The organism is Enterococcus sp. DIV0236 (assembly GCF_050558525.1).
In the GTDB taxonomy this organism is placed as follows: Bacteria; Bacillota; Bacilli; order Lactobacillales; family Enterococcaceae; genus Enterococcus; species Enterococcus faecalis.
Genome location: NZ_CP187891.1, coordinates 2,735,001 through 2,748,803 on the forward strand (window position 1 = coordinate 2,735,001; position 13,803 = coordinate 2,748,803).

Sequence of the window (13,803 nt, forward strand, 5' to 3'; positions counted from 1 at the left end):
CCTACAACCCCAACAAGCAAGCTTGTTGGTTTGGGCTCTTCCCGTTTCGCTCGCCGCTACTCAGGGAATCGAATTTTCTTTCTCTTCCTGCAGGTACTAAGATGTTTCAGTTCTCTGCGTCTACCTCTAATCAGCTATGTATTCACTGAAAAGTAATATCCTATAAAAGATATTGGGTTCCCCCATTCGGAAATCTCTGGATCATAGCTTACTTACAGCTCCCCAAAGCATATCGGTGTTAGTCCCGTCCTTCATCGGCTCCTAGTGCCAAGGCATCCACCGTGCGCCCTTATTCACTTAACCTTATCAACCTTACGGTTGGGTCTTGATCACTTCTTCTAGCGATAGAAGGTTAATCAATAAATAAGCAATTGAACTTATTAAAAAACTCATTCAACGCGGTGTTCTCGGTTTGTTTTGATTCTTTTTACTTCAATATCCAGTTTTCAATGAACGAATGTTTTGAGAGTAGACCTCTCAAAACTGAACAAAGTAAAGACGAAATGTGTATTTCCGTAATATTCCTTAGAAAGGAGGTGATCCAGCCGCACCTTCCGATACGGCTACCTTGTTACGACTTCACCCCAATCATCTATCCCACCTTAGGCGGCTGGCTCCAAAAAGGTTACCTCACCGACTTCGGGTGTTACAAACTCTCGTGGTGTGACGGGCGGTGTGTACAAGGCCCGGGAACGTATTCACCGCGGCGTGCTGATCCGCGATTACTAGCGATTCCGGCTTCATGCAGGCGAGTTGCAGCCTGCAATCCGAACTGAGAGAAGCTTTAAGAGATTTGCATGACCTCGCGGTCTAGCGACTCGTTGTACTTCCCATTGTAGCACGTGTGTAGCCCAGGTCATAAGGGGCATGATGATTTGACGTCATCCCCACCTTCCTCCGGTTTGTCACCGGCAGTCTCGCTAGAGTGCCCAACTAAATGATGGCAACTAACAATAAGGGTTGCGCTCGTTGCGGGACTTAACCCAACATCTCACGACACGAGCTGACGACAACCATGCACCACCTGTCACTTTGTCCCCGAAGGGAAAGCTCTATCTCTAGAGTGGTCAAAGGATGTCAAGACCTGGTAAGGTTCTTCGCGTTGCTTCGAATTAAACCACATGCTCCACCGCTTGTGCGGGCCCCCGTCAATTCCTTTGAGTTTCAACCTTGCGGTCGTACTCCCCAGGCGGAGTGCTTAATGCGTTTGCTGCAGCACTGAAGGGCGGAAACCCTCCAACACTTAGCACTCATCGTTTACGGCGTGGACTACCAGGGTATCTAATCCTGTTTGCTCCCCACGCTTTCGAGCCTCAGCGTCAGTTACAGACCAGAGAGCCGCCTTCGCCACTGGTGTTCCTCCATATATCTACGCATTTCACCGCTACACATGGAATTCCACTCTCCTCTTCTGCACTCAAGTCTCCCAGTTTCCAATGACCCTCCCCGGTTGAGCCGGGGGCTTTCACATCAGACTTAAGAAACCGCCTGCGCTCGCTTTACGCCCAATAAATCCGGACAACGCTTGCCACCTACGTATTACCGCGGCTGCTGGCACGTAGTTAGCCGTGGCTTTCTGGTTAGATACCGTCAGGGGACGTTCAGTTACTAACGTCCTTGTTCTTCTCTAACAACAGAGTTTTACGATCCGAAAACCTTCTTCACTCACGCGGCGTTGCTCGGTCAGACTTTCGTCCATTGCCGAAGATTCCCTACTGCTGCCTCCCGTAGGAGTCTGGGCCGTGTCTCAGTCCCAGTGTGGCCGATCACCCTCTCAGGTCGGCTATGCATCGTGGCCTTGGTGAGCCGTTACCTCACCAACTAGCTAATGCACCGCGGGTCCATCCATCAGCGACACCCGAAAGCGCCTTTCACTCTTATGCCATGCGGCATAAACTGTTATGCGGTATTAGCACCTGTTTCCAAGTGTTATCCCCCTCTGATGGGTAGGTTACCCACGTGTTACTCACCCGTCCGCCACTCCTCTTTCCAATTGAGTGCAAGCACTCGGGAGGAAAGAAGCGTTCGACTTGCATGTATTAGGCACGCCGCCAGCGTTCGTCCTGAGCCAGGATCAAACTCTCATAATAAAAGTTAGAACAATCTTGCGATTGTTAAGCTCAATTTGTTTGCTAGCATATTGCTTGCTTGTTAAAAATGTTTGTTGTCTTGAATTGAATCAAGACGCCCTACACATTTGGTTCGTCTATTCTTTGTTCAGTTTTCAAAGGTCTACGTTACCTCGCAGCAACTTTTACATCATAACAAACTTTCGTTTGAATGTCAAGAACTTTTTTAAAAAAGTTTTTTTAAGTTGTTTTGCTCGGTTGTTGTTGTCTGTTGTGACAACTTCTATATCTTATCATCTCGCTTGTTATTTGTCAACAACTTTTTTGTTGTTTTTTCAAACTTTTTTCGAGAGATTTGAAATCAAGAATTGTTATTTAATTATTGATTTCTGAATCGCTCAGCTGTGTGACTCGCCTTGCGACATGTAATAATATACCAAGATTTCAAGCATTGGTCAATCATTATTTTCACTTTTTTTAAACTTTTTTTCAATACCGATTATTATGATTGGTATAGGTATTTTCGTTCGTTTTTTACCCCCTTTCATCCTTTTTTGGCTATAGTTTATTAACTTTTAGCAAAATCTTCTAAATTTATCGTAATATATCAAGGATTTTGTCCTTTTTAGCAATTATTTGTTAAAATATGGAAAAGAGATTTTTTTATATATGGAGGAAATGAACGCTTATGAAAATTTTAGTTGCAGATGATGATAAAGAAATTGTAGAACTATTGAGTATTTATATTCATAATGAAGGATACGAAGTCGTGAAAGCTTATGATGGAAAAGAAGCGTTATCCAAATTGCACACAACACCAGATATCGATTTATTAATCTTGGACATTATGATGCCAATCATGGATGGAATGGAAGTAGTGAAAGAACTTCGAAAAGAATCGCAAATTCCAATTATTATGTTAACAGCAAAAACAACCGATATGGATAAAATCAAAGGCTTAGTTGCTGGTGCAGACGATTATGTCACCAAGCCTTTTAATCCTTTAGAAGTAATGGCTCGGGTAAAGTCTATTTTACGTAGAAGCCAAATGCAATTAACCAAAGAAGAACCCGATGAATTAGAAGTCGGCCCATTAATGATTAATAAGGACTCTCACGAAGTCAAAACAATAGAAGGAAAAGAAATTCAATTAACCGCTCTTGAGTTTGGTATCCTCTATCTATTAGCTAGTCATCCAAATCGTGTGTTTAGTGCGGATGAAATTTTTGAGCGTGTGTGGCAACAAGAAAGTATTGTTTCTGCTAAAACCGTGATGGTTCACGTCAGTCATTTAAGGGATAAGATTGAAGAAGCAACTGGTGGAGAAAAAGTCATTCAAACAGTGTGGGGAGTTGGATATAAGATCGATGCTCGTTAAACCTAAAAAGATTGAAAAACAAAAACGAATTACCTTAACTTCTAAAGAAATCAGCGAGTTATTAGCAGAAGCAATTGTGACAATTGTTTTATTACTACTATTAAATGTCTCAATTATGTTCCTTTTAGGACAACTACTTAGTGAAAACTCGCCCTTAGCTGGTGTCATCTGGGCCACTAAGGATGCGGTCGCTAAAGAATTAAATACTGATTTGTTTTGGAGCTGGAATAAATTTGTCTTACCTATTTTCTTTTTAGTAGATGCAGCTGTTCTCTATTGGCGCTTAATTCGTCGCTACCATCAAATGCAATTGCGTCATATTATCAGTGAGTTACATTACATCGCTGATGGTAATTACAATCACCGCATTCCGTTTGAATTAAGTGGTGATTTAGCAAAAGTCGTGACGAGTATTAACGGTCTGGTGGATAGTACTGTCGCAGCCATTGAAGATGAACGGCGAATTGAAAAATCAAAAGATGAATTAATTACGAATGTCAGTCATGATATTCGGACACCGTTAACTTCTATTATTGGTTATCTGGGATTGATTGAAGATCGTCAATTTCATAGCCAAGAAGATTTACTGAAATATACGCATACCGCTTACGTCAAAGCGAAACAAATGAAATTATTAGTTGATGATCTTTTTGAATATACAAAAGTCCGTCAACCAAGTGTACCGATTCATACGACGACTTTTGATATGGCACAATTAATTGAACAGCTTGCTGCCGATTTTGAATTGGAAGCGAAAAAGATTAATATGCAAATCCAAGTAAAAGCCAATCCAGCTTCTTTAATGATGGAAGGCGATACGGAAAAACTAGTCCGAGTCTTTAACAACCTTCTTTCAAACGCTTTGAAATATGGCAAAGGCGGCCATCATATTGTAATGGAAGTAGACAAAGTCGGCACCGAAGCAATTATCGCTGTTCGCAATGATGGACCAGCTATCCCTAAACATTCTTTAGATCAGTTATTTGACCGCTTCTATCGTGTCGAAGAATCCCGATCACAAGAAACGGGTGGTACTGGTTTAGGTCTGGCTATTGCACAAAGTATTGTCGCTTTACATGGTGGATATATTTATGCGAAGTCTGATCAAAAGTGGACTTCCTTTATTATTCATCTACCCTTACAGCGTACCAACAAGAAATCAGAGAGTTAATTGACATCCCTGAACTTTTTCGGTATTCTATAGAAAAGAGAAAACTAAGAGAAAAAGTATTTATGGCACTGAATTCCAGAGAGTTTGCGGGGGTGCGAGCAAACATTCATCTATAAAGAAGTCCGTCTCTTCCAGGTGTCCAGCGAAATAAGTTGGAACGGTCTGCAGCCGTTATCTGCAAATCAAGGGCAGTAACATTACTGAACTTGGGTGGTACCGCGAGATTTCCAGTCATTTCGTCCCAAGAATATTTATTTTTGGGGTGAGATGGCTTTTTTGTTGTTTTCTACAACAGTTATTATTGATTATGTACTAATTTTAAGGAGGAAAAAATATGTTAGATGTAAAAATGATGCGTCAAAATTTTGACGAAGTAAAAGCAAAGCTACAAACCCGTGGTGTGAAAGAAGAAATCTTAGTGGAATTTCTGCGTTTAGATGAAAGTCGCCGTGATTTATTAGTCAAAGTCGAAGAAATGAAAAAATACCGGAACGATGTGTCTGCTGAAATTGCTCAATTAAAACGGAACAAAGAAGATGCAACGGCCAAAATCGCGGAAATGAAAGAAGTCGGCGGTAATATTAAAGCGTTAGATGCAGAAATTAATGCTATTGACGAAGAGCTACGTGGGATCACAACTACTTTACCGAACTTGCCAGATGATTCTGTGCCTGTTGGTGCTGGTGAAGAAGAAAATGTAGAAGTACGTCGTTGGAGTGAACCAAGAACTTTTGCTTTTGAACCAAAACCACACTGGGAAGTCGCTGAAAACTTAGGCATTCTAGATTTTGAACGTGGTGCCAAAGTAGCTGGTAGCCGTTTTGTTTATTACAAAGGCCTAGGTGCTCGCTTAGAACGTGCGTTATACAACTTCATGTTAGATTTACATGTTTATGAACATGGCTATACAGAAATGATTACGCCTTATATCGTTAATGACACCGCCATGTTCGGAACTGGCCAATTTCCTAAATTTAAAGAAGATGTCTTCCAATTACAAGATACGGATTTAACGTTAATCCCAACGGCGGAAGTCCCTCTAACCAATTACTACAACAATGAAATTTTAGATGGCAAGGATTTACCAATTTACTTTACGGCCTTGAGCCCTTCTTTCCGTTCTGAAGCTGGTAGCGCTGGTCGTGACACACGTGGGTTAATTCGTTTACACCAATTTAATAAAGTCGAAATGGTTAAATTTAGTGATGCAGAGCATTCTTATGAGGAATTAGAAAAAATGACGAATAATGCCGAAGAAATTCTGCAAAAACTGGGATTACCTTACCGTGTCATGGCTCTTTCAACAGGTGACATGGGCTTCTCAGCTGCGAAAACTTATGACTTGGAAGTTTGGATTCCCGCTCAAGAGACATACCGTGAAATCAGTTCATGCTCAAACTGTGAAGATTTCCAAGCGCGCCGTGCGATGATTCGTTACCGTGATGAAAATGATAAAGTCCAATATGCGCATACACTCAATGGTTCTGGTTTAGCCGTGGGACGGACAGTCGCTGCTATTTTAGAAAACTACCAAAACGAAGATGGCTCTGTGACTGTACCAGAAGTCCTAGTTCCTTACATGGGTAACCTAACAGTTATTAAATAAAGGGAAGATGAAGGTCGTTGTCTGATATCAGATAACGGCTTTTATTCTACAGAAAAAGGAGCCTGATAAACGGTGGAAACAGAAGCAACTCCTTCATTCTACAGAAAAAGAGGCAGACGTCGAAATGACGTCTGCCTCTTTTAAATTTCAAAAAAATCAGCTTTTATTTTATTGAACAGAATAGTTTGGTGCTTCTTTTGTGATTTGAACGTCATGTGGATGTGATTCTTTCAATCCGTTACCACTCATTTGAACAAATTGTGCTTCTTCACGCAACGCTTTCAGGTCTGCTGCACCGACGTAACCCATCCCTGATTTCAAGCCACCGATTAATTGGAAGACAATATCAGAAACGCTTCCTTTGTAGGCAACACGTCCTTCGATTCCTTCTGGCACTAATTTGTTTGCTTCATTGACACTTCCTTGGAAGTAACGATCACTTGATCCTTTTTCCATTGCACCCAATGAGCCCATGCCACGGTAAGTTTTGAAACGACGGCCTTGATAAATTTCAAATTCGCCTGGAGATTCATCTGTACCTGCTAACATACTTCCTAGCATTACAGCATGTCCACCAGCAGCTAAGGCTTTCACGATATCACCAGAATATTTAATACCGCCATCAGCGATAATTGCTTTACCATATTCTCTAGCTACAGAAGCAGCATCATAAATCGCTGTTAATTGAGGAACACCAACACCAGCAACGACACGTGTTGTACAAATTGAACCAGGTCCAATACCAACTTTGACAACGTCCACGCCGACATCATACAATGCTTTGGTTGCTTCAGCAGTGGCAACATTACCAGCAATTAATGTTGCTTCAGGGAACGTTTCACGAATTTCTTTAATTTTGCGAATAACGCCGGCACTATGGCCATGTGCAGTATCGATAACAATCGCATCGGCACCTGCTTCTAATAATGCTTCCGCACGTTCGAACGTATCACTAGTGACACCGACTGCTGCCGCCACAAGTAAACGACCGTGTTCGTCTTTGGCAGCATTTGGGAATTCAATCACTTTTTCAATGTCTTTAATTGTAATTAAGCCACTTAAGCGACCTGCTTCATCAACGATTGGTAATTTTTCGATTTTATGTTTTTGTAAGATTTTTTCTGCATCTTTTAAAGATGTGCCAACTGGCGCAGTGACTAAATGATCTTTTGTCATGACTTCTTCGATTTTGATTTGGTAGTCCGTTACAAAACGCATATCACGGTTTGTAATAATTCCGACTAATTTACGGTTTTCCATTGTTTCTACAATCGGCACACCGCTAATACGGTAACGACTCATTAATTCTTCTGCATCCGCTACTAAGTTTGTTGGTGTTAGAAAGAATGGATCAATGATAACGCCGCTTTCAGAACGTTTGACTTTACGTACTTCGTCTGCTTGTTGGGCGACAGTCATATTTTTATGTACGACACCTAGTCCACCTTGACGAGCCATCGCAATTGCCATATTACTATCTGTAACAGTATCCATACTGGCACTCATCAATGGAATATTTAACTTGATATTTTTAGCTAATTGTACACTCATGTCTACATCATTTGGTAAGACATGGCTTTCTGCAGGGATTAATAGCACATCATCAAATGTAAGACCTTTTTTCGCAAATTTTGTTTCCCAATTTGACATTTTTTTGTCCACTCCTCGACTTAATTTTATATATGAAAATAACAGATAATACTAAGGAAGTCAACTAGATTTGTTTAAATAATCAATGAGGAATAAAGGACAAAACGCCAAAATCGGTTTGTCCTCTATTCAACTCTTCCTAATTAAGGTCCTACTTTCATCGTTGTTCTTTTATCTTGTGTTTCTTTTTTTGTTGTAAAAATCGGCTAAATCCAAAACCGCCGACAGAAAGCAAGGTCATCATTGTCCCTATTTTTTGCACTTTTGTTCTTTGGTAACGGATGTCGACATGTCCTGTACCAGATAAAGAAAGAGCGGCTAAGCCTCCTTGATTGGTTAGGCTCATTTTTTTAGCGCCCGTTTGGTTTTTCATTTGAATCGTGGCTTGATAGCCTAAGTAATAAATAAAAGGAACGGTCACCTTCGCTGATTGATTCACCACTTGGTAGTCAAATGAAATTTTCCCATAAGGCATTCTAACATTTGTAATGGTTACTTGTTCTGCCGAATAATCAAGTTGTCGTTTTTTCTGTTTCAATAATTCCTGATAATTGATTTCATCTGGCAAATATTCATGGCCCGCACCGATATAAAAAGGCGTTGGTTGCTCATACTCAGCTTTTGTTAACAGGCGTCCTTGTTGTGACTGAATACTTTGATATTGATAAATGCCTAAATTGCTGATGGCAAGGAAAACCAACAAAGCCACAGTCCAAGATTTACGGAAAACGCCCCATTCGTCTTGTGCAATGAAAAAAGCGAGCATTACGGAAAGAATCCCTAAAAACCGCCAAGGAAACTGAATCGTATTTAAAGGCGTGTGGTTCAGCAAGTGCCAAGGAAAAAGCGTGGTAACCATCAATAAGAGTACCAGCGTCAAACCAATAAACCGTTTGTCCTGAATTTTTTTGCTGGCAAGCGAAACCACTGCTACAACAAGCCCCACAAACAAAAGGGTTCCTAGATTCGCTGTTTTCGCGTGAAAAACACTGCTCTTTAAACTATTAATGAAAAGAGAAACAATGGGATAACTTCTTTCGGAAATATAAGTGAGTGGATTGGATGTAACTTTAAACACTTGATTTTTCATTTGTTCAGCAACTGGTAAAAGATAAAAGGCCAGCCAAAGCAGCGTCAGACCTGCAGCCTTCGCTAATGCCCACAGGACCTCCTTTTTAAAAAACTGCTGCCAATAAAACAGAATGTATAACCCAATCCAAATAGAAACCATTTCAATAGAAATAAAGTGAGCCAACCCAATGCCAGTCATCGCCAGCGTTAACAACGGCCAATATTTCGTGGTTCCCTTTCGTAATAAAAACAGGCTCGCTAAGACCAACGGAAAAAAACTTAGCGCCAAAAATTCTCCTAACGCTTGGCGATTAAACAAGTCTTGCATGCGGTAAATAGATAAGCCATACAAAATGGCAAAGAGATAGCTTCTTTTTTTAGAGAGCGCCATTAATCGGCCTGCATAATAAGTAAGACTAAATGTTGCCAAGTTTACTGCAAACACAAAAATCGCCATACTAGCGACAAAGGAAAGCCCCAGAACACGCAAAAGCGCAGGTAAATAAAGATACGCATCTGGATAAAACAAACTAGAGGCATAGCCATAGCCTCCCAAGAAAAAATAATTGATTTTAGGAAACCAGTCGTTGTTTTTAATTGCTAATGCGAGACCTTCCACCCGATTTTGATGAAAGCGAAAATCACTTGCTCGTAAAAAATTCTCTTGAAAATAGACAAAATAGAGAGAAAGTCCACTTAATAAGAGAAAACTAATAAAAATGAGTAGCCGCTCGTGTTGACGGCACCAAGACTTCACTTGTTGTCCCATAAGAGGCTCCTTTCTTTAGCAAACTTCTGAAAACAGAAGCCTGGGACACTAGTTTTTTCGACTAATCCCCCAGGCTTTAACTGTTAAAACGCTCTATTGAGAGAGCGACTTTGCTTGTTGCAGTTTCTGCGTCAGCCGAGCGCATTCACAATTGAGCGCGCGCCGTTTATTGACGTGTCATGAAACTACCTTGAATATTGTATTTTTTCTTGAAGAAATAGCGTGCTACAAAGGCTAACGCACCGATTACTAAAGCAATCATCGGATCTAAAATGGGATTGATCACTGGTGGCAACATCGCTGAACCAGCGAAAACTGCAATCCACAAGAACATCCCACCAAATAGAATGGCGGTCGTTTTTAACCAACCAGGACGTTTGCTTTTGTCGCCACCTTGACGATCAAAACGGTAAACATATTTGTGCATTAGATAGAAAACATAACCCCCAGCCATCGCACCTAAGATATATGTGGTTAATCCGAGAGGTTGTGCGGTTCCTTTTGAAAATAGAGACATCGCCGCTAACATGATTGTTAATAAACCAAGTAATAGTAAGGTATTGTCGAGCCAAATCATCCAGCCCGCTGGTTCTTTGACTTCTGCTGGTTTATTTAAAATTGCTTCCGTCCGTTCTGAAACAGTGCCAAATAACTGACGGGCTGTTTTGCCTGTTTTTTGACCGGCTACTAATTCTGGTAAAATACCGTGTAGAGCCAATGCTAACTCTTCTTCTGATAAATTAGCCGCTTTTAATGATTTTTTTAAGTCAAAAATGTATTGTTCATTTCTTTTAGTCAAATTCTGTTCTAATTGACGATTCTCAGCCACGATTGCTCGTAATGCTTCTGCTTCCATAGTTGTATCCTCCTCACCCTCATGTAGAGGGAACCTCTTTCTAAACGGCTGAATGGCCTTAAATATGTGGGCTTAGCCCAAAACAAATTGCTTGTTGGGCACATTTTTTTAAACGTTAAAACGGAACAACATAACATCGCCATCTTGAACGACGTAGTCTTTTCCTTCTAAACGAACACGGCCCGCTTCTTTGGCAGCTTGCATATTGCCATATTTATCTAGGTCTTCATAAGAAACTGTTTCCGCACGAATGAAGCCTCGTTCAAAGTCACTGTGGATAATCCCAGCTGCTTGAGGTGCCTTGATTCCCTTACGGAACGTCCATGCACGAACTTCTTGTTCACCAGCTGTAAAGTAGGTAGCTAAGCCTAACAAATCGTAAGCCGCACGAATCAATTGATCTAAGCCAGATTGTTCAATGCCCATTGCTTCTAAAAATTCAGCCTTGTCTTCTTCAGAATCCAATTCAGCAATTTCTTCTTCTGCTCGCGCACTAACTACGATTACTTCCGCATTTTCACTGGTTGCAAAATTACGAACTTGTTGTACATACTCGTTGTTGTCTGGATCCGCCACTTCATCTTCTGAAACATTTGCTACATAAAGGACCGGCTTTGTGGTTAATAAGAAAAGAGATTTAACAATTTTCTCTTCTTCTGGCGTAAATTCAATCGTACGAGCAGATAAACCTTCTTCTAAAACTGGTTTAATTTTGTCTAAAACAGCTAATTCTTCCACCGCTTCTTTATCTTTTGCTTTCGCCATTTTAGCCACGCGAGTATAGCGCTTATTGATTGAATCTAAATCTGCTAAAATTAGCTCTAAATTAATTGTATCAATGTCTGCTAAAGGATCAACGAAATCCGCATCCCGATTTTGTTCACGCATGATATTTTCGTCATCAAAACAACGAACCACGTGACAGATTGCATCTACTTGACGAATGTGACTTAAAAACTGATTTCCCAGCCCTTCTCCTTTACTGGCACCTTTAACAATTCCGGCGATGTCTGTAAATTCAAACGTTGTGGGAACTGTTTTTTTCGGTTTTACTAGTTCTGTCAAGCGTTGTAAACGGGCATCTGGTACTTCAACCATGCCGACGTTCGGATCAATCGTTGCAAAGGGATAATTTGCAGCTTCTGCTCCTGCTTTTGTAATTGCGTTAAATAGGGTCGATTTACCAACGTTTGGTAAGCCGACAATTCCAGCTGTTAGTGCCATTTGTTTTCCACTCTTTCTCTCAGTCTATTCTCTTTTCTATTAGAGGCATCAAAGCATTAGTCTGCTTTTTTCTCGATTACTTTTTTTAATTTTTTAGTAAAATCACGACGCGGCATCATGACAATATGCCCGCAATTCGTGCACTTGATTTTGATATCAGCGCCCATGCGAATGATTTGCCAACGATTTGCTTGGCAAGCATGCGGCTTTTTCATTTCGACAATATCGCCTAAATCATACATGTTCCAAGCCTTCTTTCTTCTCTTACTTATATAAAAATACCATGATTACAATACCATTTTTTAACGAAACTAGCAAAAGGATTTGTGACTTTCTGTCTTACTTTCTCACTTTGCTTTTTATTCCTCGTCAAAATGAATATCTAAAATATCTAAAATTCTAGCCAAATCCGAAGAGGACAAGTACTCAATTTCAATTTTTCCTTTGCCTTCTTTTTCTTGAATTGCTACGGTTGTCCCAAATTTATCCATTAAGCGGTCTTCACTTTCACGAATATAAATGGGTTTTTCTTTGATGGCTTTTTTCGCTTTTTTGCCCTTTTTGCCTTGTGTTTCGTTTAATTCAGCGACAAGTTGTTCTAATTGTCGAACCGTTAAATTGTCTTTAATACAACGATTAGCTAATGGCAATAGCTGTTCTTTGTTCTTCAAGCCTAATAACGTCCGTGCTTGACCCATTGACATGCTTTGTTTTTGAACCATTGCTTTGACCGCATCAGGTAAGGTTAGCAATCGTAAATAATTGGCAATATACGGGCGACTTTTGCCCAAACGTTCTGCGACTTCCGCTTGTGTTAATTTCAAATTTTTCATTAGCATTTCATAGGCTTCTGCTTCTTCTAGCGGATTTAAATCTTCCCTTTGTAAGTTTTCCAAAACAGCAACTTGCATCATGGATTCTTCATCAAATTCGCGAATAATTGCGGGAATTTTTTCTTTGCCGGCTAATTTAGAAGCCCGGAACCGACGCTCACCTGCAATAATTTCATAGCCTTTAACTGCCGATTTACGAACAATAATCGGTTGAAACACACCGGAATGTAGAATCGAGTTTGCAAGTTCTTGTAAAGAGGTTTCATCAAATGTTTTCCGTGGTTGGTAAGGATTGGGACGAAGTTCGTTTAATAGAATTTCTGTCACTTGTTCATTCTTAACATCGACATCTTCTAGCTTTGCGATATCTTGAAACAAGGCATCGATGCCTCTGCCTAAACCTTTGCCTTTATTCATTCTCCAACACTTCCTTTGCTAGTGCTTGATACACTTCGGCACCTTTTGAGCGAATATCATAGTCAATGATTGGTAAACCATGACTTGGTGCTTCGGATAAACGGACATTTCTTGGAATAATCGTGTCATAGACTTTTTCACGGAAATATTTACGGACTTCTTCCACGACTTCGGCACCTAAATTGGTCCGAGCATCGTACATGGTTAACAAGACCCCTTCAATTTTCAATTCAGGGTTAAAATGTTTTTGAACCAAGCGAATCGTATTTAGCAATTGACTCAAGCCTTCTAATGCGTAATATTCACATTGAACAGGAATTAGAATCGAATCACTTGCTGTAAAAGCATTGATTGTTAAATGCCCTAGAGAAGGCGGGCAATCAATTAAAACGAAATCATACATGTCTCTTACTTCATCAATTGCTAATTTCAAGCGCGATTCTCGAGCCATCATTGAAGTTAATTCAATTTCAGCGCCTGCTAATTGAATAGTTGCAGGGACAATATCTAAATTTTCACGGCTAGTATGTTGAACCACGCTAGTGATTGGTTCTTCATTTACAAGGACATCATACACATCATGTGCGACATCTGGTTTAGGGACACCCATGCCACTGGTAGCATTTCCTTGTGCATCAATGTCGATCAGTAAGACTTTTTTGCCTAAGTTTGCTAAACATGCGCCTAAATTTACAGTGGTCGTTGTTTTACCAACGCCGCCTTTTTGGTTCGCTACAGAAATAATTCGTGTCATGTGTG

10 protein-coding genes, 2 rRNA genes and 1 other annotated feature (1 of these 13 cut by a window edge) are annotated in these 13,803 nt (G+C 40.4%); of the genes, 3 read left to right on the forward strand and 9 right to left on the reverse strand.

What is annotated here, in order from left to right; translation table 11 throughout:
- Both IGK27_RS13065 and IGK27_RS13070 read right to left on the reverse strand, forming a co-directional pair.
- Positions 1-303 (reverse strand): 23S ribosomal RNA (locus IGK27_RS13065) (it extends 2,610 nt beyond the left edge of the window).
- A gap of 226 nt (positions 304-529) precedes the next feature.
- Positions 530-2,090: ribosomal RNA gene (locus IGK27_RS13070) — 16S ribosomal RNA — on the reverse strand.
- The 16S and 23S rRNA genes sit together here, the layout of an rRNA operon.
- A 667-nt stretch (positions 2,091-2,757) precedes the next feature.
- Here IGK27_RS13070 and IGK27_RS13075 point away from each other — a divergent pair.
- The 3 genes from IGK27_RS13075 to serS all read left to right on the forward strand — a co-directional run bounded on the left by IGK27_RS13075 (position 2,758) and on the right by serS (position 6,224).
- A complete protein-coding gene (locus IGK27_RS13075) occupies positions 2,758-3,447 on the forward strand; it encodes a response regulator transcription factor (RefSeq protein WP_002355963.1) in 690 nt (229 codons plus the stop codon).
- On the forward strand, positions 3,437-4,618 hold the full coding sequence (locus tag IGK27_RS13080) for a sensor histidine kinase (RefSeq protein WP_002363566.1): 1,182 nt from the start codon (positions 3,437-3,439) through the stop codon (positions 4,616-4,618). Before IGK27_RS13075 ends, IGK27_RS13080 begins: the two co-directional genes overlap by 11 nt.
- A gap of 40 nt (positions 4,619-4,658) precedes the next feature.
- Positions 4,659-4,865: a binding site (T-box leader), on the forward strand.
- A gap of 87 nt (positions 4,866-4,952) precedes the next feature.
- Positions 4,953-6,224 (forward strand): serine--tRNA ligase, encoded by a 1,272-nt coding sequence (gene serS, locus IGK27_RS13085; RefSeq protein WP_002355965.1) that lies wholly within the window; start codon positions 4,953-4,955, stop codon positions 6,222-6,224.
- 168 nt (positions 6,225-6,392) lie between these two features.
- On the opposite strand, the gene guaB is transcribed toward serS, so the two are convergent.
- The 7 genes from guaB to IGK27_RS13120 form a co-directional block, all read right to left on the reverse strand.
- Positions 6,393-7,874 (reverse strand): IMP dehydrogenase, encoded by a 1,482-nt coding sequence (gene guaB / locus IGK27_RS13090; RefSeq protein WP_002355966.1) that lies wholly within the window; start codon positions 7,872-7,874, stop codon positions 6,393-6,395.
- Positions 7,875-8,031: 157 nt separating this feature from the next.
- Complete coding sequence (locus IGK27_RS13095) at positions 8,032-9,714, reverse strand: 6-pyruvoyl-tetrahydropterin synthase-related protein (RefSeq protein ID WP_002378667.1); 1,683 nt, start codon at positions 9,712-9,714, stop codon at positions 8,032-8,034.
- Positions 9,715-9,880: 166 nt separating this feature from the next.
- Positions 9,881-10,570: a DUF1129 domain-containing protein gene (locus IGK27_RS13100; protein ID WP_002363563.1), complete on the reverse strand. Its 690-nt coding sequence runs from the start codon at positions 10,568-10,570 to the stop codon at positions 9,881-9,883.
- Positions 10,571-10,678: 108 nt separating this feature from the next.
- Positions 10,679-11,794 (reverse strand): redox-regulated ATPase YchF, encoded by a 1,116-nt coding sequence (ychF, locus tag IGK27_RS13105; protein ID WP_002355971.1) that lies wholly within the window; start codon positions 11,792-11,794, stop codon positions 10,679-10,681.
- Positions 11,795-11,850: 56 nt separating this feature from the next.
- Positions 11,851-12,036, reverse strand: a complete 186-nt coding sequence (locus IGK27_RS13110) for a DUF951 domain-containing protein (protein WP_002355974.1) — start codon at positions 12,034-12,036, stop codon at positions 11,851-11,853.
- A 117-nt stretch (positions 12,037-12,153) separates the two neighbouring features.
- Positions 12,154-13,044, reverse strand: a complete 891-nt coding sequence (locus tag IGK27_RS13115; RefSeq protein WP_002355975.1) for a ParB/RepB/Spo0J family partition protein — start codon at positions 13,042-13,044, stop codon at positions 12,154-12,156.
- Entirely contained in the window at positions 13,037-13,798 is a 762-nt protein-coding gene (locus tag IGK27_RS13120; protein ID WP_002355976.1) for a ParA family protein, read from the reverse strand. The genes IGK27_RS13115 and IGK27_RS13120 overlap by 8 nt, the downstream gene beginning before the upstream one ends.
- Positions 13,799-13,803: the final 5 nt, after the last annotated feature.